Genomic DNA, 20,740 nt, shown 5'->3' with positions numbered 1-20,740 from the left:
GGCGACGCGTGGAACATCGGACATGGCCCCTGCGAAGAAGACGCACATCCTACCCCCGCGGGCGCGCCGCGGAGGGTGACGTCACGCCTGGGTTCGCCGCCCGGCCCGGTGCGCTCCCCGCTGCGCGAGGAGCCACGCGCGCGCTTCGGCTTCCGTCTCGAAGAACACGAGCAGAGGGAACCGCTTCGTGAGGAGGTTGATGCTCTTCATGATGAGCGTCGCCATGACGCGGATGGAGAAGCTCGCCCCGAAGACCGCGATCCCATCGAGGCGCGCCGAGCGCATCCCATCCAGGTACACCTTGCGCGCCGCCGGCGTGACCGCCCCGCAGCGGCGCGCGTCGGCGAGCACCAGGACGTCGCGGCCGCTGTCCGTCAGGCGCCGGAAGGCGTCCACGAGCGCGCGCGCGTTGTCCTCCAGGACATCGCCGTCGGTCGCGATGACCAGGAGGCCATCGGGCTCTTCGCGGAGCTCGAAGCGCGCGCCCGCCGGACGGGGATCGCTCATGTCGGGCATGGTAGCCCATCCCCACGACGCGCGCCCCGCGCGCCGGCGCTGCGCCGACGGCGCGCGCCCCGGAGGGCGGCGGCGTTATGCGCCCTGCCGCTGCGTGGCCCGGAGCGCGTCTCGCTGGGCGAGCAGCCACGCGCGCGCCTCGTCCTCCGTGTCGAAGAACGCCAGCGGATAGACCTCGCCCGTGAAGAATTGCACGCTCCTCGAGGCGAGCGTGGTCACGACGCGCAGGGAGAAGCTCGCCCCGAAGACCGCGACCCCGCTGAAGCGCACGCCGCGCAGCTCTTCCGCCAGCGCGCTGCGCGCCGCCGCCGTCAGGGTCCCGACGCGGCGGGAGTCGGAGAGCACGAAGACCTCGCGGCCGCTGTCCGCCACGCGCCTGAACACGGCGCAGAGAGAGCGCGCGATCTCCTCCGAGATATCGCCCTCGATGGCGAAACAAAGAATGCCGTCGGCGTCCTCGCGGAGGAGAGGGCATGCGTCCTCGGAACGGGGCTCGCTCATCTCCCGCAGGCTAGCGCATTCGGCTCACCGCAAGACGAGCGCTCGCGGGGCCAGCGCGGGAGAGCGCTCGCCGGGTGACGCGCCTCACAGAGCACCGCTCCGCGCGCCGCCACTCCGCGCGTCGCCACTCCGCGCGTCGCCCGGCGCGTAAGCCCCCGCTCAGCGCCTGCGCCGGCGCGCGGCCGCCGCGAGCAGCGAGGCGCCCAGCGCGCAGCCGAAGGCCGCGGAGCTCGAGGGCGCGGCGGCCGGCGCCACGACGCGGCAGCCGCACCCGCCGTCGTCGACGCCCGCTGCCCCCTCGGCAGACGCCTCGCCGCCGGCGCCGCCGCCACCGCCATCGCCGCCGGTGGCCTCCGCATCGGCCCGGCACGCGGCGACCTCGTCCGGCGTGCCGATGCACAGCGTCGGCTTGCGCGATTCGCCTTCTTGAAGGCCGTTCACCACGATCACGGCGAGGTCATCGGCGCCCGCCGTGTCGACCACCACCTCGCCGGAGGTGACGTCGCCGGCGCGCAGCACCTCGCCGTACACGCGGCCGCGCCGCGCCGCCAGCAGCAGCGCGAGGCCGGAGAGCTGCGCCGGATCGTCCGTGGGCGCCGCGAGCGCGGCCGTCATGGTCGCGCGCCCGCCGGGGGGGACGCTGAAGTACTGCGCCGACGCATGGAAGACGCGCAGCCCGTCCGCGTAGGGCGCCGCGACCTCCTCCGGGGCGAGCCCGCGGTAGCCGGACCCGGCGGCGTAGGAGCGCCCGGGATCCGCGGCGGATCCGGTGAGCAGGTTCCAGGCGGCGAACTCCACGAACGCCTCGGCGAACGTCGTCTGCGCCTGCGACGAGAGCAAGGGATCGAGCTGCTCGAACCACACCGGATCCGCCTCGCCGTTCGCGCCGTCCTCGAGGCGCTCCCAGAGCGCGCGGACCGTGCCGTCTCCGAAGCGCTCCTCGAGGAACTGGAAGAAGAGCGCGCTCCCGTAGCTGAAGGGGTCCACAGGGCCGGTGAAGGGCACGTCGAGCGACCGATCCGTGTTCGCGAGGTAGCCGTCGACGAAGCCCTCGAAGTCCTTCAGCGAGGGGTCGAACGACTCGGTCGCCCAGACCGCGGTCCCCTCCGTGATCAGCGTGTCCTGGCCGTGGTCGTAGGCCGCCTGCACCGCGTGGAAGAGCTCGTGGCTCCCGAGGATCCGGTTCGCCGTCAGCGTCGATGGATAGCCGTAGCCGCTGTAGTCGTTCTCCTGGGTCATGAAGCCGGCGCAGCGGTCCCCGGCGTCCTCGGCGCAGGCGTCGACGCGGAACACGCCGTCGCCGACGCCGGCGAAGTCGACGAGGTAGACGTCGAAGCGGCCGTCGCCGCCGTTGTCGGGCAGGTCCTCGTCGCTCCTCGGCGGCCGGAAGCCGAGGACGTCTCGGTAGTGGGCGATCACCTCGTCGTAGACGGCGGCGACCTCCTCGACGAAATCGGGGACGCCCGTCGCGTCGTCGTCGGCGGCGGGCACCGCGCAGCGCCCCTCGCGCGCGAAATGGACGAGGAAGCTCCCGGACGCCGACGCGAAGGTCTCGACGACGTCGTCCGGATCGAACCGGAACTGGAGGCCCGTGCCGCGCGAGTCGGGACGATCGAGCGGCGCCGCGGCGGGCCCGTCGAGCGGCCGCGCGGCCGTGTCGTCCGCGCCGCAGCCCGCGAGCGACGGCGCGAGCCACGCCGCGAGCACGGCCGCGGCGCGGCCTCGGCGGCGCCACGGGGCCGCGCCGCGGGCCAGGCCGCTGCGCCACGCGGGCTCAGCGCCGGCGGTCCGCGTCACGGCAGGAACGCCCACCGGACCTGGAAGTTGGCGGAGCCGGTGTTCTCCATCGGGACCATCCCGGTCTCCTGGCACTGCGCCTGCGTCTGCTCGTTGTAGAAGTGCGTGACGGTCAGCTTGAGGCTCCGGCCGTCGGCGAGCCGGAGCACGTAGACGAGGCCGGTCATCTTCACGCACCCGGGGTAGGTCCAGTAGCCGGAGAGCGCCGTCGCCGGGGAGTCCAGCCCGGAGCCGTCGGGGATGAGCTCGCAGCTCTCGGTGAAATACTCGTCGCTGCGGAGCCTCAGCTCGCCGGGCGCCTCGGTGATCCCATCGTAGTCCGGGGTGCCCGGGAGCCGCGCCGCCGTGACGCAGGACGGCCCGGAGTGGCCGCTGTTGATGCGCACGATGTAGCGCCGGAAGGCGATGTCCCAGTCCATGGACTGGAGCGACGCCTCGTCGGAGATCTCGACCTTCTCGAGGCCGGCGTCCGTGAACCGGGCATAGACGTAGGCGTCGGGATCGGAAGCGAAGGGGCCGCCCGCGGTGGCGTCGACGAGGGAGCGGATGCCGGCGCCGTCCTGCTCGTTGAGGATCTCCCCTGCTGCCACGGTGTCCTGGAGGTTCATCTGCTGGAAGACCTCGTCCTCGCAGGGCACCGGCGTGGGCTCCGAGCAGACGGGCCCGGCGGGACCGCTGCCCCCCTCGCCGCCAGGGCCGATCGGGTCGTCGGAGCCGCACGCGCACAGGGCAAGGACGGCGAGGCTGGCGGCGACGAGGGGAGACGCAGTCGAGGAGCCCATTGGCGACATGGTAACCCAAAGTCGGAGCCGGCGTGCCCGCTAGAGCGCTCGGCTGCGATGGTAGAGCCACCAGTCTCCGACGTGGTCGACGGCGACGATGCTCGGGTCGTTCGCGAAGAGGTGGTTCGCCCCCGCGCGCCGGCGGACGAGGAACCAGTCGAAGAAGGCGCCGTGGCGGCGGACGTCGAATATCGAAGGCGTCCACTCCCACCGGAGCGGCGTGGGCGGCGGGACGACGGCGTCCGGCTCCTCGCGGTGCCTGTAGGCGACGGGCGAGGCGTCCCAGACGGCGAAGTGGAAGCTGAGCCAGCCGCCTCGCGTGGCCTGCACCCAGGCGGGGAGATGGATGAACGGCGTCGTCGTCCGGGTCGAGCCGCCGTGATCGAAGACGAGGTAGAGCAGCCTCGGCGCCTGCGGGATGCGGGCGATGATGGCGTCGAAGTCCCGCGTGCTCCGGTCGAATCGGCGGTAGTTGTCGCGGACCACGGCGCCGAGGGAGAGCGCGGCGGCCGAGAGCGCGAGCACGGCCGGCACCTTGAGCCAGGGCGATCGCGGCAGGTCCGGGAAGGCGCCGAGGGCCAGGAACAGCGCGGCGACGATCTCGCGCGGGTAGACGTACCACCAGAGGCCGATCTGGAGCGGCAGGGTCAGGAACAGGCCCAGGAACACGGCCGCGCAGGCGACCGGAACGAGGGCGGCGAGGCGCGCGAAGGACCGCTGCCGCGCGTCCGTCGCGGGTGAGGGCGCCGCGTCGGCGCCGGCGCCGGCGGTTGCGGGCGCCGCGTCGGCGCTGGCGCTGGCGCCTGCGGGTGAGCGCGCCGCGCCGGCGCCGGCGAGCCGCGCGGCGGCGCCGGCGGCGCATACGAGCAGCGCGGCGAGCACGAAGCGCGCTGCCCGGCCGGCGGCCGCCGCCTCGGCGGGATCGGTGAAGCTCGTGAAGAGGAGCGATGGTACCTCGCGGAGCCGCTCCCAGTGGAGCGCGGGCGCGATGGGCGCCGCGTGCAGCGTGTCGGTCCGGACCGCGAGCCACGCCGCGAAGAGGGCCAGCGAGGGCGCGAGCGGGAGCGCGATGGGGCGGAGCCGCCGCGTCGCCGGGAAGACGACGATCGCCGTGCCGACGACGGCGGCGAGCGCGAACGGGAAGCGGAAGATGTGCGTGAAGAACAGGGCGACGAGCGCGAGCGCGAGCGCGATCTGCCGGCCGCGCGAGGGGCGATCGAGGAGCAGGAGCGTCAGGCCGACGACCATCGCGAAGAGGCCGAGCGCGCCCATGTGATTGAGGAAGCCCCAGTGGGTGAGGTTGCACCAGACGAGGAGCAGGCCGAGGACGCCGAGGAGCGGGCTCCGCTTCAGGCCGTGAAAGAGGACGGCGAGGCCCGCGGGCAGGAGCGCGAGCATCGCCGCCGCCGCGACCTTCACCGCGGCCACGGGAGGGAGGACGAGCATCAGCAGGGCGCCGAGCGCGTACATGGACATGTACGGGACGGCGAGCGGCTGGAGCGTGAACTGCTCGCGGAAGTGCCACGCCGGGTCGAGGTAGTGCCTGAACGCCGCCGTCTCGGCCGCGTGGAACGGGAGATCGGTCATCGGCGGATAGCGGACGACCGCGAGCGGGACGGCGATCACATAGACGGACGCGGCGACGACGACGAGGGCGAGCGCCGCGCTGAGCGGCGCGCGGTCGACACGCAGTCGACACGCGCCGCGGCGGAGCAGGCCGGAGAGCGCTCGGACCGCGGAGCTCGCGCCGCGGCGGAGCAGGCCGGAGGGCGCGCGGCGCTCGGGAGCGGGCGCCGCCAGAGGCTCCGCCGGAGGGGACGGGGTACCCAAGGTGGCGGGAAGCTATCATCTCGGAACCGAACCGAGGCCCCGGGAGGCCCTCCTGGAGAGGTCGCGATGTGCCGGCTCCCCCTCCCGAGGGGGGGTTCGGTCGATCTGCAACCGACAATGGGGCCTCGGATGCCCGCCGCGAGAAGTCGCGATGTGCTGGCTCCCCCTCCGAGGGGGGTTCGGTCGATCTGCAACCGAACGTGGGGCCTCGGGTGCCCACCTGGAGAGGTCGCGATGTGCTGGCTCCCCCTCCCCGAGGGGGTTCGGTCGATCAGGAACCGGTCGGAGGGCCTCGGATGCCTGCGCGCAGAGGTGGCGATATGCCGGCTCCACCTCGGCGACGCCAGCGCCGTCACGCCAACCCCGCCGCGCGGCCCTTGCGGCCACCCGGCTCCGGGACGCAAGCTGCGCGCATGGCACGCCGCTTCAACACGGCCGGCCCCTGCCGCCCCGATTTGCACTACATGATCCCGGCCGAGCGGCGCCTGCCCGAGGCGCCCGGCCTGGTGGAGCAAGGCGCCTATTTCGTGGTCCACGCGCCACGGCAGACGGGGAAAACCACGGCGCTCCGCGCGCTCGCCGATCAGCTCACCGCCTCCGGCCGCTGGGCGGCGCTGCACTTCTCCTGCGAGGCGGGCGAGGCGGCAGGCGACGACTACGGCGCGGCCGAGCGCATCCTGCTCAGCTCGATCCGGGCGCGCGCCGAGCTCACCCTTCCCCCGGCGCTGCATCCGCCTGCCTTCCCCGACGCCCCGGAGGGCAACCGCGTCGAGATCGCGCTGCGTGCCTGGGCCCGCGCCTGCCCGCGGCCGCTGGCGCTGCTCTTCGACGAGATCGACGCCCTGCGAGGCCAGAGCCTCCTCAGCGTGCTGCGCCAGCTGCGCGCCGGCTTTCCCGATCGCCCCGCCGACTTTCCCGCCGCGGTGGCGCTCTGCGGGCTGCGCGACGTGCGCGAGTACAAGGCGGCGAGCGGCGGCGACCCGAGCCGCCTCGGCACGGCCAGCTCGTTCAACGTCAAGCTCGAGTCCCTCAAGCTCGGCGATTTCGACCCTGACGAGGTGCGCGAGCTCTACGCCCAACACACCGCCGACACCAGCCAGGTCTTTGCTGAAGAAGCGGTCGAGCGGGCCATCGCGCTCACGGCCGGGCAGCCGTGGCTCGTCAACGCGCTCGCCCGCGAGATCGTGGAGGAGCTCGCGGTGCCCGCGAGCGAGCCGATCACCACGGCGCACGTCGAAGCGGCCAAGGAGCGCCTCATCCTGGCGCGCGCCACCCACCTCGACTCGCTCGTCGCCCGCCTGCACGAGCCGCGCGTCCGTCGCGTGCTCGAGCCCATCCTCTCGGGCACGCTCGCGATCGTCGGCGACGCCTACCAGGACGATCTCCAGTACGCCCGCGATCTCGGGCTGATCGCGCCGGGCAACCCCGCGCGCATCGCGAACCCGATCTACCGCGAGGTCATCGCCCGCGTGCTCGCCGGCGACGTGGAGCCCGTCATCCTGGCCGAGCCGAGGAGCTTCGTGCTGCCCGACGGCCAGCTCGACGTCGCGCGCCTGCTCCGGGAGTTCGCAGCCTTCTGGAGGGAGCACGGCGAGGCGCTCTCCGGCAACCTCGGCTACCACGAGGTCGCGCCGCAGCTCGTGCTGATGGCCTTCCTGCAGCGGGTGGTGAACGGCGGCGGGCTGATCGAGCGGGAGTACGGCCTCGGCCGGGGGAGGATCGACCTCCTGGTCCGGTGGCCCTACCGCGCGCCGGACGGGTCACGCGCCGTGCAGCGCGCGGCGCTGGAGCTCAAGGTCTGGCGCGAGGGAGAGAAGGATCCCACGCCGAAGGGGCTCGCGCAGCTCGACGGCTACCTCGCCCAGCTCGGCCTCGACGAGGGCGTGCTCGTGCTGTTCGACCGCCGCGCCGCGGCGGGCGACGTTGAAGCGCGGACGCGGCTCGAGGAGGCCCGGACGCCGTCGGGCCGGCAGGTGACGCTGCTCCGGGCCTGAACGGCCGCGGGCAGCGCGAAGCTCACGGCGCCCCGGGTCCCTTGCCCCTCGCCCCCGCGGCGCTCGCGATCTGGGCCTCGAGCGCCGCCACGCGCTCCAGCGCAGCCTCCTTCGCCGCGCGCTCCGCCTCCTTCGCCGCGCGCTCCGCCTCCGCGGCGGTCGGGAAGAGCTCCTCGCCCTCGGGCCCCGTGGCCAGCCGGAGGCGCGCCTCCTCGCCGGCGCCGATCACCCGCAGCCAGCAGCCGAGCACGCGCGCGTGGATCCGGTCGACGTTCGTCGTCTCCACCCGGACGAAGCCGCGCGTCTTCAGCCTCCGGTAGCGCTGCCACCGCACCCGATCGCGGCCCCGCTCCCAGTCGGGATCGAAGATCACGAGCTCCTTCACCCCGAGCTCCCGGTAGCGCTCGGGCGCGTCCACGTAGTCCTTGTAGGGCTCGTCGGACGAGACGACCTCGAGCGCGAAGCTCGGGGCGATGCCCGTCTCCCACACCTTCCAGCTCCGCACGCGCCGGCCCGGCGGCACGCCAGGCAGCACGTACACGTCAGGGGCCACGACCTTGGAAGGATCGAACTGCCGATAATAGATGAACTGGTCCGCCCCCACGAACCTCGGCCGACCGAGCGCCTCGTACCAGCGCTCGATGAGAGGACGGAGGAGCTCCACGATCCACGTCTGAAGGGAGTCCTCCCCCATCTTCTTCTCCACGGGATAGAACGTCGGATCACGCTCCTTGCCGTCACGGTGCGCCCGCCGATGGACCTGCCTGTGCGCCTCGGTCGACATGCCCCATCCTACCCGACCGGGGCGCGCGCATCGACCCGCGCCGCTGCGGCGCGCGGGGCCCGCGCCTCGGCGCTGCACCTGCCCGCGCGGCGCCGCCGACGCGATAGGCTGCGCCCACGTTGCTGCCCCCGCGCCTCGCCCCCCATCCGACCGACCTGCGCGGCCTCCCCGCCGCGTCCCGCCGCGAGGCCCGCGCGGCGCTCGCCGTCACCGCGCTCGCCACGGCGTGGTTCGCGCTCGCGGCGGCGTGGGAGATGTTCGGCCCCGTCCTCGCCGGACATTACGCGTCGTCGGCGAGCGTCGGGATCATCGCGGAGAACATGCTCCGCTGGAAGATCCCCGGACCCGTCTGGGAGTACACAGCGAGCCGGCCGGCGCCCGGGATGTACTACTGCCACCACCCGTGGGGGATCTTCTGGACGACGGCCGCGTTCATGAAGGTCCTCGGGCGGCACGACGTCGTCTGCCGCCTGCCCGCCGTCCTGCTGAGCGCCGCGACGCCGCCCCTGCTCTACGCCCTCGGCCGGAGCATCTACCGCCCCGCCGCAGGGGCCGCCGCTGCGGCGGCGTTCGTCGTCCTGCCGATCACGCTGTCGTTCGCGAACTTCAACGCGCTCGAGGTCCCGGTCATGGCCTGGACGCTGCTCGGGCTCTTCGGCTACGTCCGCCTGTTACAGACGTCCAGGCGCCGCTACCTCGCGGTGAGCGCGCTCGGGCTCGCGCTCGGGATGCACGCCGACTGGCCCGCGTTCGTGCTCACGGGCGGGCTGCTCGCGTTCGGCGCGATCCGGGCCTACCTGCTCCCGAGGCGCGTCTTCGGCCCGCTCCCCGAGCGGGGCTACGCCGCGTGGTGGGTGCTCACCGCCTCGATCGCCGCGCTGACGGCCGCGCTCTACCTGGCCCTCTTCCAGCACGCCGGCAAGCTCGGCGACCTCCTGACGAGCTACGGGCTCCGCTCCTCGGGGAACGCCGAGCCGCTCAGCAAGGTGCTCGAGAGCCGGCGGTACTGGCTCGAGCTCTCGTTCACGCCGATCGCCATCGCCGCCGGAAAGCTCGCCGCGATCGTCTGCGCGGCGCGGCTCGCCCTGCTCCGGCGCGAGCACGACGCGCTGCCGCTGCTCTACCTCGCGACCGCGACGGTGCAGTACGTCGTCTTCCGGCAAGGCGCCGACATCCACATCTTCTGGCCGCACTACTTCGCGGCCTACTTCGCCCTCGCCGCCGCCGCCCTCGTCGACACGGGCGCGTTGCTCCTGGAGCGCGCCGCCGCCGCGCGGCGAGCCGCCCGGATCGCGACGCCGTCTGGCGGGCCGGCGCTCGACGCGCCGCCAGGCGGGCCGGCGCTCGACGCGCCGCCAGGCGGGCCGGCGCTCGACGCGCCGCCAGGCGGGCCGGCGCTCGACGCGCCGCCAGGGGGGCCGGCGCTCGACGCGCCGCCAGGGGGGCCGGCGCTCGCCGCGCTCGCGCTGTGGCTCGTGCCGCTCGCCGCCATCCTGCGCGACGGGGTCCCGGCGCTGCGCTATGCGCGCGAGACAGGCGGGCGCTTCAACGAGCGGGGGCACCTCATCGACTCCGACGGGGCGAAGACGGCGTTCCTGCGATGGCTCGCGCCGAGGCTGCCCGGGACACCGACCGACGCGCCCGTCGCGATGCACGAGAGCATGAAGGCCACCTGGGCCCAGGTCTGGGCGCTCGGCGGGCGCGTCGTGGCGCCCAACCGACCCCCGCCGAAGGAAGCACCGCCGCGCGGCGCCTACCTCGTGGACGCGAGGTTCATGCTCGATCGGGATCAGGCGAGCCTCGCGCAGCGCTTCGACGTGACGGCGGTGGGCCCGTTCTGGGCGCTCGGCGCGGGCGACGGGGCGCGCACCTCCCCGGCGAGCGGCATCGAGGCGTTCTCGTTCCGCGAGCGAGAGCCGGGGCTCCTCGCCTGGTACCTCGTCTCGGGCACCGAGCCCGAGCGCGAGATCGTGCCGGATCCGTTCCTCACGTGGGAGCTCCGCACGCACTTCGGACAGCCGGCGGAGCCGCCGGCCGCGCCGCCGGAGACGCTGGAGCAGAAGCGGATCGCGCACAACATGGCGCTGGCCGCAGGCGACAGCGCGCGCGCGGCGGCGATTTTCGGGGAGATCAGCGCCGCGCTCGCGCCGATCGGGGCGCGGTTCGACGACGGCACGGAGCTGCTCGGGACGACGTTCCACGAGGGCGCCCGCTCGCTCCTCACGATCTTCGTGCGCGCGGGGGGCCCGGCGGCGAGCGACGTGGTGCTCGCGGTGCGCTCCCGGGTCGTCGAGAGCGCCCCGCTGTCCACGACGATGGCGGACCCGGTCGTCCGCGAGGTCGGACTGCCGACGGCGATCTCGCCGCAGCGCTGGAGGGCAGGCTTCCTCTATGCCGATCCGGTGCCGATCCGGAAGCGGCCAGGGACGGAGGTGTTCTGGGCGTCCCTGACGGCGCGCGAGCGCGGCCGCGCGCCGAGGCTCGTGGATCGTGGCGGCGCGTCGGAGGTCGAGGTCCTGCGGCTGCGATGAGCGGGCACGCGCCGCCATCCCCATGGACAAGGCCCCGCGTTCCGGTTTTACCTTCGGGCATGAGCTCTCGCCGAACAGGGTTGGTTCTGATCCTCGCGCTCGCCGCGGGCTGCGGCGCGCCAGCGCCAGCCGCCCAGTCGCCGGCGCAGCCCGCGTCGCCGGCGCAGCCCGCGTCGGAAGAGCCGACCGGCTCGACGTCCCCGGAGCCGGAGACCTCGACGTCCCCGGAGCCGAAGCCCGCGGCGCCCCCGCCGGACGCTCAGGCCCCCGCGGCGGCCACGCCGGTCGAGGCGGCCCCGCCGCCGCCGGCCACCGCGAGACGGGACGGCAACGTGAGGCCCGGCCAGGCCACCGCGACCGGCACGCTGGGGGGCAACATCTCCGAAGCGCAGGTCCGCGACGTCGTGGAGAAGCACGGCGAGATGTTCGACGAGTGCTACAAGATCGGCGTCAAGAGCTCGCCGAAGTTCACGGGGAAGGTGACCGTCAAGGCGACCATCGGCCCGACCGGCAAGGTGAACAAGGCTGACGTGGTGAGGTCGACCGCGAAGAATCAGCAGGTCGATCGCTGCGTGGCCGATACGTTCGAGAAGATGCAGTTCCCCTCGCCCCAGGGCGGGGTCACGACCGTCATCACCTTTCCCATCGAGTTCAGCGGCGTCGAGCTCGTGCAACCCTGAGGGGAGCCCTGGCCGCGCGAGGCCAGGGACTTCCGGTCGGGCGTGAGGTCTCGCTGAACTGCCCGGCCCCCTGGGAGGGGGCCCGCCGGAGACGCGCGACCATGAATGGACTTGGACGACGAGGTCCTGGGCGCGAGCCCTCTCGAAGGCCGCGTCGGGGTTGAAATTTACAATGCTTCACGGTGCGACGTCACACCGAGAGGCCATGGCACACACTGCCGACCAAAGTGTCTGTCATGAGAACCGCTATTTCGCGTTGCGCAAAGCCCCGCCGGGAAGACACTATGAAGCCTCGCTCTGGTGCTTTCGGCGGCTCGCCAGGGCCCGCCGCCATCAACGCTTGACCTCTTGGAGAGAGCCATGAAATCGAGATCTCGCCTGTCGTCCTTCGGTCGGGTTCCGGTCGGACATCTGCTGCGCGTCGCGTGCATCGGCGCGGCGCTGCAAGCGGCCGCGTGCTCCAGCGACGATGGCCCCAGCAGCGCCGGGGACAGCGGCGGCACGACAGGGAGCTCGGGGAGCACGGGCAGCGCGGGCAGCGCGGGCAGCGGCGGACACGACGTCGGCGGCGCGGCCGCGGGCACCGGCGGAGACGACTTCGGCGGCTTGACCACGGGCGCCGGCAGCGGCACCAGCAGCTCGGGGAGCGGCACGCCCAGCACCGAGGACACCTGCGATGGCCTGGACAACGACGGCAATGGCATCGTCGACGACGTCGACGTCGGCGGCGACGGCGTCTGCGACTGCCTCCGCATCGCCACGCTGGGCAAACCGGGCCGGTGGGGCGACGGCGACGTCTTCGAGTCCTGGCTGAACCAGCGCAGCATCAACGGTGCCGTCGGCCTGAACGACGCCGAGCTCACCGCGGAGGAGCTCGCGAAGCACCAGGTCATCGTCATCCAGGACGTGAGCGACATCGGGCGCACGTACTCGGACGCCGAGGTCGAGGCGCTCCGCGACTGGCTCTCGAAGGGCGGCGGCCTCATGACGTTGATCGGGTACGGCCAGACCAGGGAGCGCGCGAACGTCAACACGCTGCTCGCTCCGCTCGGCGTCAGCTACGACGAAGAGCAGATCCTCCCGAGGCGAGGCGGCGCCACGGTCCCCATCACGGAGTGGAGCGGAGGGCATCCGGTGCTCGACGGGATCGAGGCTGTCGGCGTGGACACCGGCTACCCGGTGGTCGGCGAGGGCACCACGCTGGCGACCGGCGAGGGCTACGACGTGCTGAAGGCGCTGGAGATCGGCAATGGCCATGTCCTGGTCTGGGGCGACGAGTGGATCACCTACAACAGCGAGTGGGTCGATCATCCCGAGTATCAGGTCGAGCGCTTCTGGCTGAACGCCATCAAATGGATGACGCCGGCCAACGAGTGCCAGGTGGCCATCCCACCCCAGGTCAACTGAGCCCCTCGATCTCCCGGGCATCGATCACGCGGCCCGGGAGCCCTCGGCGCGCCGCGGGCCGGTCACGGTCCGGTAGAGCTCTTCGTATTTGCCCACCATCACGGCGCTGCTGAAGCGCTCGCGCGCGCGGCGCGCGCAGGCGGCGCGATCGAAGCGGGCCAGGCCCGCGGCGAGCGCGGCGAGGCGCGACAGGTCGCCCGGCGGCGCCAGGTAGCCGGTGACGCCCTCGTCGACGATCTCGGGAAAGGAACCGCGGCGAAAGCCGAGCACCGGGGTGCCGCAGAGCATGGCCTCGATGGCGATCAGCCCGAACGGCTCCTCCCACTGGAGCGGGCAGAGGACGGCGCGGGCCCCGCGCAGGAGCGCGACCTTGCGGTCGTGGCCCATCTCCCCGAGATCCGATACCCCGCTCTCCCGGAGGCGCGGGACGACCTCCTGGAGATAATAGATCTGGTCCTTGGGGTGCGCGCGGCCCGCGAGCTTGATCGGCAGGCCCGCGGCCCTCGCGATGTCGAGCGCCAGGTGGGTCCCCTTCTCCTCGGCGTAACGGCCCAGGTGCGCGAGGTAGCCCTCGTCGCTCAGGCTCGGCGGATAACGCGCCGGCGTGACGCCGTGATGGATGACGCACGAGCGCGGCAGCGGGATCTCCAGGGCGCGCTGCCGCGCGCTGATCGCCACGTACGCGACCTCCGGGTGGCGCGCGTAGATGCGCGAGCTCTCGCCGCAGGGCGCGTGGTGCAGGGTGTGCACCGCCGGGACGCGGACGAAGCGGGTGAACGGGACGGCGATCGGGCTGTTCACGTGGATCACGTCGAACCCGTCCTCGCGCGCGATCTCCGCGAAGGCCCAGGCGACGTGGTTGACCTCGTCTTCCGGCATCGGAGGCCAGATCGGGCTCCCGTAGAGGGACCGGCGACGGCAGGTGACCACCGAATCTCCCGTCGCGAAGAGCGTGACCTCGTGTCCATGCGCCGACAGCCCCTCGACCAGCTCGTGACAGAACAGCTCGGTCCCGCCGTACCCGGAGGGAGGCACCCGGATGAACGGGGTGGAGACGATCGCGATCCGCATGCTCTTTGCTCCTCGGTCGCCGCGCCGCGACCGGGGCGCCATGCTCGCCCCCGCTCGCAGCGGAGCGCATACCCGCAACCGGGACCCATCAACGAGCATGCCAGCGGGCTGCTCTCCACCTGCCCGGCCGAGGGAGCGCGCGAGGACAGCTGCTGCGCAGCAGACGCAGCGCAGCGCGGCGCCCGCCAAGCCAGCGCGATCCGAACCAACGAGCGGCGGTGCGGCGCTTTCTTCAGGCGTCCCGTGCGTCTAGGATGCGCCGTCCCGCTCGCTCCTGCGCGCGGGGCAGCGCGGGGACCGTCGAGAGCCCGAGCGCCCCAGCCAATCTGCACACAGGTGGTCAATGACTTCGAGATCGAATCGTTACGGATCCGCGCTCGCGTTGAGCATATCGCTGGTGGCCACCGCGGGCTGCCAGATGGCGACGATGCCCGATCGCGGCCTCATCAATGAGGACACGGGAGGGGGCGGCGGACAGGGAGGCACGGCCGGAGGGGGCGGCATCGGTGGCTCCGGCGGCAATGACGGCGGCGGGAGCAGCGACGGCGGCGGTGGCTCCGGCGGTGGCGACGGTGGCTCCGGCGGTGGCGATGGTGGCTCCGGCGGTGGCAACGGCGGAAGCGACGGTGGCGCCGGCGGAGTCGATGGCAACGGTGGCAATGGCGGCGACGCAGGAGCCGGCGGCGGCGGAGCAGGCGGCAGCGAGGGACCCGGCGGGGGCGGCGGAGCGGGCGGCAGCGGCGGAGCAGGCGGCAGCGGCGGGGGCGGCGTCCCGTGCACCGCCGACACCGATTGCCCCGCGCCCGACAGCGAGTGCGCGATCGCGAGGTGCGCCGACGGTGGATGCACGACCGAGCCCGTGGCCTCGGGGACGTCCGTGAAGGTGCAGGTGGCCGGCGACTGCCGCGAACGCGTCTGCGACGGTGACGGCGCGGTCACGGAGGTCGACGACGACGGCGACGTGCGCGACGACCACAGCGAGTGCACGGTCGACTCCTGCCGCGGCGGCTCGCCGATCAACGCCCCGGTCGAGACCGGCACCTGGTGCTCCCGGGCCGACGGCGGGCTGTGCAACCCCGCCGGGGTCTGCGTGCAGTGCCTCGTCAACTCGGACTGCCCGACCGCGGTGTGCATCAACTACGTCTGCCAGGCCGCCTCGTGCGAGGACGGCCTGCGCAACGGCGACGAGGGCGGCATCGACTGCGGCGGCAGCTCCTGCCCTGCGTGCGGAGCGCCGGCCAGGGTGACGTCCGTCGACTATCCGGTCATCGCGGTCGGCGGCGCGCTCGTGCTCACCGGCTCCGGCTTCACCGGAGCGACGGGGGTGACCGTTGGCTTCGCGCCGCAGCCCTTCACGATCGACTCCGACACGCAGATCACGATCCCCGCGCTCTCGAACGAGACGCCGATCGGCCCGGGGGACATCGTCGTGAACCGGCCGGGGGCGCGGTGGACGTCGTTCCCGGTGACGGTGATCCAGCTCCAGATCAACGAGATCGACGCCGACACGGCGGACAGCAGTGACGTGCTCGAGTTCATCGAGATCAGCACGGGCTGGCGGTACGTGAACCTCGCCGGTTACACGCTCGTGCTCTACAACGGGGCCACCGACGGCTCCTACCGCGCGATCGAGCTCAACGCGACGACGGACGTGGGCGGCCTCCTGCTCGTCGGCAACAGCGGCGTCGTACCGACCCCCGCCCTCGTCTTCCCGAGCAACACCCTGCAGAACGGCCCGGACGCTGTCGCCTTGTACCAGGCGCTGCCCGCGGAGTTCCCCACGTCCACACCGGCCACGGCGGCGCGCCTCATCGACGCGGTGGTCTACGGACCGGCGGCCGAGGAGGACACGCAGCTCTTGAACGCGCTGATCTCCAGCGCTCCGGGGCGCGTTCAGGTCAGCGAGGGCGCGACCTCCGCGCTGTCGCAGACGCAGTCGATCCAGCGCTGCGCCGACGGCCTCCGCGACGGCCGCCGCTTCGGGGCGGCGGCGCCGACCCCTCGCAGGCCCAACACCCTCCCCTGCCCCTGAAGGCGCGGCGCCACCGGCGTGCCGCGCCGCGCCGCCGCCCGGCGCTGGCTCCGGAGCTCAGCGCTCGAGGTGGATGTCGAAATCCTCGATGCTCACGGCGAGCTCGTAGCGCTCCTCGATGAGCCCCGCGAGCTCGGGGAACCCGTTCAGCGTGTCGCGCGAATCGATCGCGTCGCCGGTCACCGAGGGGAAGACGTCGTGGCGCTCGACCACGATCGCGGCCGGCGGGCTCGCGGCGAGGTCGCGCATCAGCGCGTCGCGCGCCTCCTGCCGGGCCCACGCCGCGCGCTGCGGGACGTTGTAGAGGTAGCGCGTCGCCGGCGGGCGATCGGCGAGATCGTAGATCACCGGCTCGAAGCCCCACACAAACACGGGGCGCCCCGGCGCGACGCGCTCGCGCAGCCACGCGGCGACCTCCCGGTTCGCCGCGGCGTTGACGTCGGCGACCGACGCGAGGCGATCGAGGCGCGCCTGGTCCCTCGCGCCCGTGGCGAGCACCGCGAGCCGCTTGGCGCAGCGCTCGATGTAGTCGTCGGCCACGTCCTTGGTCGCGGAGCGAGCGAAGGCGGTCGCGACGAGCGCCGCGACAAGCGCCGCCGCGGCCGCCTTCACGCCGGACCGCGTGCACCGCTGCCACGCCTTCCAGAGGCCGAGCGCGGCGAGCATCGCGGTGAGCGGCCACGTCGCGCCGTAATGGTAGGGGAAGAACTTCGCCTGCATCACGACGCCGACGAGGTGCATGGCGATCACGCCCGCGAGCAGCGCCACGCCCGCCCGCTCGTGGCGTTCGGGGTGCAGCGCGACCAGGCAGGCGAGGCCGAACGCGAGCGGGCCGGAGTAGTGGACGAGCCACTCGCAGACGCCGTACCACGCCATGCCGAGCACGCTCGCTCCGCGCCACCCGAGCGCGGTGTAGTGCGGCGTGAAGACGAAGAGGACCTCCCGCAGATCGCCGAGCGCGCCCCTCAGGGCGAACCAGGCGGCGCAGGCGAGCACGGGGAGCACGCCGCCGAGCGCGATGAGCAAGGCGGGCCGGAGCGCCGCCCAGAGGAGCGCGGCCGCCGTCGATCGGACCGGCCCGGACGCAGGCGCCGCAGAGCGCGCCGGCTCGCCCTGGATCGCGGTCGGACCCGCGTCGCTCCGGCGCCGGACGGCGGCCCGCTCCGAGCCGCGCCGCGCGAGCTCGGCGAGGGCGGGCGCGGCCAGCGCGACGGCGAGCACGACGCCGCCCCCGGCGAGGGGCGGCTTGAGGAGGCCGGCGGCGCCGAAGAGCGCGCCCGACACGACCAGCGCGGCGCCGCGCGGCGCGGCTCGGGGCGCGCCGTCGCGGCCGCGCGGCGTGGCGACGAGCAGCGCGGCGATGGTGAGCATGCCGCCGAACGACTCGGGCTGCGCCGTGTGCCAGAAATCGAGCTGGGCGTGCACCAGCACGGCGAGCGCGGCGGCGACGACCCCGATCCTCCGGTCGCCGAAGAGGCGAGCGGCGAGCGACGCCATCGCGAGGCACATGCCGGCGAGGCCGAGGACCTCGATGACGCGGATGCCCCACTGAGCGGGCCCGAAGAGGGCGCGGGCGAGCGCGTAAATGAGGAAGATGCCGGGCGGCTTGAAGTCGAACGCGTCCCTGTAAGGCATGCCGCCGTCGAGCACCGCGCGCGCGACCATGGCGTAGATGCCCTGATCGCGGCCGTAGCCGTAGGTCAGCACCTGCAGCAGCAGGAACGCGATGACGCCGAGCGACGCCGCCCGGATCGCCCGCGCCCCCGCGACGCGCGGCGGCCCGGCGGCGAGGCGCTCGCGCGCGCTCTCGCTCGAGGGGGCCAGGGGGGCGGGGGCTGCGGTCGCATCCGGCGCGGCGTCACGCACGGGGCCCTTGTACCGGCTGGGGCCTGCCAGCGTCTACGTGCGTCGACATCCGATTCCAGCCGCCCTGCGCCGGGCGCCTGGGTGGAGGCGTGCCTCGGTGGAGGCGGCTCGCCGTGGGCGAGACCGACGCAACCGACGCAGCCGGCGCAGCCGACGCAACCGACACAACCGGCGCGACCGGCGCGCCCCACATGGCCCACGCGCACGCGACCTTCACAAAGGATACACACCGGACGAACACTGTGTCGTTGCTCTCGAAGGGCGGGCGGCGTATACGACCCTGCCGCCTTGCCCGGAGAGGAGAAAACGGGCGCTCACGGCGGCGCGCGTTGGAGGCGCGGGAAGCGATGGTCGAAGTTCGCATGCCACAGCTCGGCGAGAGCGTGGTCGAAGGAACCGTCTCGAGGTGGCTCGTGCGCGAGGGCGATTTCGTCAAGCGCGAGCAGCCGCTGCTCGAGGTTGCGACCGACAAGGCAGACACGGAGATCCCGGCGCCTATCGCGGGTCGTGTCTCGCAGATCGCGGTGGCCGAGGGTACCGTCGTCGCCAAGGAAGGTCTGCTCTGTCGGATCGACGAGACGGCGCAGGGCGAGGCCCAGGCGACGGCCCAGCGCGCGAGCGCGCCGCCGGCGCCGGCGCCGTCCGAAGCGCGGCCTGCCGCGCCGGCGCCCGGCAGCAACGGGCACGACGAGAGCGCCCGCCCCCTGACGAGCCCGTCGACGAAGAAGCTCGCGCGCGAGTCGGGCGTCGACCTGCGCGACGTGCACGGGACAGGCGATCACGGCCGGATCACGCGCGACGACGTGATGCGCGCGGCGCACGGCGCGTCGGCCGAGCCGGCGCCTCAGCCGAGCGCGGCGGCCCAGCCGGCGAGCGCGGCCGCGGAGCTGTCGCAGCTCATCCAGGCGAGCGGCGGGTTCGTGCCGCCGGTGCCCGGCGTCGGGTACGGCGCGTACAAGGTGCCGCCCTACTCCCCGAAGCCCGGCGACAAGGTGGTGCCCTTCAGCCGGCGCCGCCGCATCACCGCCGACCACATGGTCTATTCCAAGGTGACGTCGCCGCACGTGGTGACGGTCGCCGAGGTCGACCTGCACGAGACGTCGAAGCTGCGCGACCTCCACAAGGACGAGTTCAAGAAGGCGGGCGTGTCGCTCACGTTCCTGTCCTTCATCTGCGCCGCGGCCGTCCGCGCGCTGCGCGAGCACCCGGAGTTCAACGCTCGAGTGCTCGAGAACTCGTACGTGGTGCTGCGCGACGTCAACCTCGGCGTGGCGGTGGACACGCCCGGCGGCCTCATCGTCCCGAGCATCAAGCACGCGGACGAGCTGTCGCTGCGCGGCATCGCGAGGAGCATCGACGAGCTGGCCGGGCGCGCGAAGTCCGGCAAGATCACGGCCGACGATCTCGCGAACACGACCTTCACGGTCTCGAACCCCGGCCTCAAGGGGAACCTCTTCGGCGGCGCGATCATCTCGCAGCCGAACGTGGGCATCCTCCGGATGGGGGAGATCAAGAAGCGCGTCGTGGTGGTCACGAAGGACAAGGAGGACTCGATCGCGATCCATCCGGTCATGTTCCTCGCGCTCTCGTACGACCACCGCATCATCGACGGCGTGCTGGCGAACTCGTTCCTCTGGCGCGTCACCGACATCCTCACACGCGGGGAGTTCGAGGTATGAGCGCGACAAGCGAAATTCAGGGCCTGCGGGCGCTCGGCGAGGTCGATCCGGAGATCGCCGAGCTGATCCGCCTGGAAGAGCGGCGGGAAGCGGACACGCTCCGGCTCATCGCGAGCGAGAACTACGTGTCTCGGGCGGTGCTCGAGGCGACGGGCTCGGTGCTGACGAACAAGTACTCCGAGGGGTACCCGCAGAAGCGGTATTACGAGGGTCAGCAGCAGGTCGACGTGGTCGAGGAGCTCGCGCGGACGCGGGTGGCCAAGCTGTTCGGGGCCGACCACGTGAACGTGCAGCCCTACTCCGGCAGCCCGGCCAACCTGGCCGTCTACCTGGCGTTCGCCCAGGCGAACGACACGATCATGGGCCTCGGCCTGCCCGCGGGCGGGCACCTGACCCACGGCTGGTCGGTGAGCATCACCGGGAAGTACTTCAAGAGCATCCCGTACGGGGTTCGCGAGAGCGATCACCGCATCGACATGGATCAGGTCCGCGACCTGGCGCGCGCCAACCGGCCGAAGCTCATCTGGTGCGGGACGACGGCGTACCCGCGCACGCTCGACTTCGCCGCGTTCCGGTCGATCGCCGACGAGGTAGGGGCGATCCTGGCGGCGGACATCGCGCACATCGCGGGGCTCGTGGCCGCGGGGGTGCACCCGTCGCCGGTGGGCATCGCCGACGTGGTGACGTCGACGACGCACAAGACCTTCCGGGGCCCGCGCGGCGCGATGATCCTCTGCAAGAAGGAGCACGCGAGCGCGATCGACAAGGCGGTGTTCCCGGGCCTCCAGGGCGGTCCGCACAACCACACGACCGCGGCCATCGCGGTCGCGGCGAAGGAGGCCTCGGAGGAAGGTTTCCGGGCCTACGCGAAGCAGATCGTGGTGAACGCGCAGGCGCTCGGGCGCGCGCTGGAGTCGCGCGGCTTCCGGCTCATCACCGGCGGGACCGACAACCACCTGCTCCTGATCGACATGACGCCGAAGGGGATCGCGGGCAAGCCGTACGCGCAGGCGCTCGATCGCGCGGGCATCGTGGCGAACTACAACTCGATCCCGTTCGATCCGCGCAAGCCGTTCGACCCGTCGGGGCTCCGCATCGGCACGCCGGCGGTGACGTCGCGCGGGATGGGCGTCGCCGAGATGGAGCGCCTCGCGGCATGGATGGATGAGGTGGCGCAGAACGTGAACGACGAGGCGCGCATCGCGCGCATCGCCGCCGAGGTCGCGGAGCTCTGCCGCGGCTTCCCGGCGCCCGGCATCCGGCTCTAGCT

15 protein-coding genes are annotated in these 20,740 nt (G+C 73.1%); 7 read left to right on the top strand and 8 right to left on the bottom strand.

Translation table 11 applies throughout. The features are described from left to right. Positions 1-81 precede the first annotated feature (81 nt). The 5 genes from WMF19_RS43125 to WMF19_RS43105 form a co-directional block, all read right to left on the bottom strand. Positions 82-507, bottom strand: a complete 426-nt coding sequence (locus tag WMF19_RS43125; protein WP_437895698.1) for an STAS/SEC14 domain-containing protein — start codon at positions 505-507, stop codon at positions 82-84. A gap of 84 nt (positions 508-591) precedes the next feature. Then, positions 592-1,017 (bottom strand): STAS/SEC14 domain-containing protein, encoded by a 426-nt coding sequence (locus tag WMF19_RS43120; protein WP_437895697.1) that lies wholly within the window; start codon positions 1,015-1,017, stop codon positions 592-594. 159 nt (positions 1,018-1,176) lie between these two features. Continuing rightward, a complete protein-coding gene (locus WMF19_RS43115; protein ID WP_437895696.1) occupies positions 1,177-2,814 on the bottom strand; it encodes an MXAN_6640 family putative metalloprotease in 1,638 nt (545 codons plus the stop codon). After that, positions 2,811-3,596 carry an HmuY family protein gene (locus WMF19_RS43110; protein ID WP_437895695.1) on the bottom strand — a complete coding sequence of 262 codons (786 nt, stop codon included), beginning with the start codon at positions 3,594-3,596 and terminating at the stop codon, positions 2,811-2,813. Before WMF19_RS43110 ends, WMF19_RS43115 begins: the two co-directional genes overlap by 4 nt. Positions 3,597-3,635: 39 nt before the next feature. Next, positions 3,636-5,426 carry a hypothetical protein gene (locus WMF19_RS43105; protein WP_437895694.1) on the bottom strand — a complete coding sequence of 597 codons (1,791 nt, stop codon included), beginning with the start codon at positions 5,424-5,426 and terminating at the stop codon, positions 3,636-3,638. Between the two features lie 413 nt (positions 5,427-5,839). On the opposite strand from WMF19_RS43105, the gene WMF19_RS43100 reads away from it, so the two are divergent. Further along, on the top strand, positions 5,840-7,420 hold the full coding sequence (locus tag WMF19_RS43100; protein ID WP_437895693.1) for an ATP-binding protein: 1,581 nt from the start codon (positions 5,840-5,842) through the stop codon (positions 7,418-7,420). A gap of 22 nt (positions 7,421-7,442) precedes the next feature. On the opposite strand, the gene WMF19_RS43095 is transcribed toward WMF19_RS43100, so the two are convergent. Continuing rightward, positions 7,443-8,204: a Uma2 family endonuclease gene (locus WMF19_RS43095; RefSeq protein ID WP_437324431.1), complete on the bottom strand. Its 762-nt coding sequence runs from the start codon at positions 8,202-8,204 to the stop codon at positions 7,443-7,445. 119 nt (positions 8,205-8,323) lie between these two features. On the opposite strand from WMF19_RS43095, the gene WMF19_RS43090 reads away from it, so the two are divergent. The 3 genes from WMF19_RS43090 to WMF19_RS43080 all read left to right on the top strand — a co-directional run bounded on the left by WMF19_RS43090 (position 8,324) and on the right by WMF19_RS43080 (position 12,822). Continuing rightward, complete coding sequence (locus WMF19_RS43090; RefSeq protein WP_437895692.1) at positions 8,324-10,735, top strand: ArnT family glycosyltransferase; 2,412 nt, start codon at positions 8,324-8,326, stop codon at positions 10,733-10,735. Between the two features lie 59 nt (positions 10,736-10,794). Then, positions 10,795-11,415 carry a TonB family protein gene (locus WMF19_RS43085; RefSeq protein WP_437895691.1) on the top strand — a complete coding sequence of 207 codons (621 nt, stop codon included), beginning with the start codon at positions 10,795-10,797 and terminating at the stop codon, positions 11,413-11,415. A gap of 360 nt (positions 11,416-11,775) precedes the next feature. Beyond that, entirely contained in the window at positions 11,776-12,822 is a 1,047-nt protein-coding gene (locus WMF19_RS43080) for a hypothetical protein (protein ID WP_437895690.1), read from the top strand. 24 nt (positions 12,823-12,846) lie between these two features. Here the strand turns inward: WMF19_RS43080 and WMF19_RS43075 are convergent, their stop codons facing one another. Next, on the bottom strand, positions 12,847-13,893 hold the full coding sequence (locus tag WMF19_RS43075) for a glycosyltransferase family 4 protein (RefSeq protein ID WP_437895689.1): 1,047 nt from the start codon (positions 13,891-13,893) through the stop codon (positions 12,847-12,849). Positions 13,894-14,275: 382 nt separating this feature from the next. Here WMF19_RS43075 and WMF19_RS43070 point away from each other — a divergent pair, with 382 nt between their 5' ends. Further along, positions 14,276-15,925, top strand: coding sequence for a hypothetical protein (locus WMF19_RS43070; RefSeq protein ID WP_437895688.1), 1,650 nt, complete (start codon positions 14,276-14,278; stop codon positions 15,923-15,925). A 57-nt stretch (positions 15,926-15,982) separates the two neighbouring features. Here WMF19_RS43070 and WMF19_RS43065 read toward each other — a convergent pair whose 3' ends face one another. Continuing rightward, positions 15,983-17,791 (bottom strand): glycosyltransferase family 39 protein, encoded by a 1,809-nt coding sequence (locus WMF19_RS43065; RefSeq protein WP_437895687.1) that lies wholly within the window; start codon positions 17,789-17,791, stop codon positions 15,983-15,985. A 362-nt stretch (positions 17,792-18,153) separates the two neighbouring features. On the opposite strand from WMF19_RS43065, the gene WMF19_RS43060 reads away from it, so the two are divergent. Further along, the gene (locus WMF19_RS43060) at positions 18,154-19,470 is read left to right on the top strand and encodes a dihydrolipoamide acetyltransferase family protein (protein WP_437324438.1); all 1,317 of its coding nucleotides are present in this window, start codon (positions 18,154-18,156) and stop codon (positions 19,468-19,470) included. Then, complete coding sequence (gene glyA, locus WMF19_RS43055; protein ID WP_437324439.1) at positions 19,467-20,738, top strand: serine hydroxymethyltransferase; 1,272 nt, start codon at positions 19,467-19,469, stop codon at positions 20,736-20,738. The genes WMF19_RS43060 and glyA overlap by 4 nt, the downstream gene beginning before the upstream one ends. Positions 20,739-20,740: the final 2 nt, after the last annotated feature.

The sequence above is a fragment of the Sorangium sp. So ce124 genome (assembly GCF_051525235.1).
In the GTDB taxonomy this organism is placed as follows: Bacteria; Myxococcota_A; Polyangia; order Polyangiales; family Polyangiaceae; genus Sorangium; species Sorangium atrum.
This window is presented reverse-complemented; position numbering and strand designations above follow the sequence as displayed.

Bases quoted from the DNA above. Each gene is read 5' to 3' on its own strand.
- WMF19_RS43075 (WP_437895689.1), bottom strand. From the start codon at position 13,893: ATGCGGATCGCGATCGTCTCCACCCCGTTCATCCGGGTGCCTCCCTCC.
- WMF19_RS43085 (WP_437895691.1), top strand. From the start codon at position 10,795: ATGAGCTCTCGCCGAACAGGGTTGGTTCTGATCCTCGCGCTCGCCGCG.
- WMF19_RS43120 (WP_437895697.1), bottom strand. From the start codon at position 1,017: ATGAGCGAGCCCCGTTCCGAGGACGCATGCCCTCTCCTCCGCGAGGAC.
- WMF19_RS43060 (WP_437324438.1), top strand. From the start codon at position 18,154: ATGCCACAGCTCGGCGAGAGCGTGGTCGAAGGAACCGTCTCGAGGTGG.
- WMF19_RS43095 (WP_437324431.1), bottom strand. From the start codon at position 8,204: ATGTCGACCGAGGCGCACAGGCAGGTCCATCGGCGGGCGCACCGTGAC.
- WMF19_RS43110 (WP_437895695.1), bottom strand. From the start codon at position 3,596: ATGGGCTCCTCGACTGCGTCTCCCCTCGTCGCCGCCAGCCTCGCCGTC.
- WMF19_RS43080 (WP_437895690.1), top strand. From the start codon at position 11,776: ATGAAATCGAGATCTCGCCTGTCGTCCTTCGGTCGGGTTCCGGTCGGA.
- glyA (WP_437324439.1), top strand. From the start codon at position 19,467: ATGAGCGCGACAAGCGAAATTCAGGGCCTGCGGGCGCTCGGCGAGGTC.
- WMF19_RS43100 (WP_437895693.1), top strand. From the start codon at position 5,840: ATGGCACGCCGCTTCAACACGGCCGGCCCCTGCCGCCCCGATTTGCAC.
- WMF19_RS43125 (WP_437895698.1), bottom strand. From the start codon at position 507: ATGAGCGATCCCCGTCCGGCGGGCGCGCGCTTCGAGCTCCGCGAAGAG.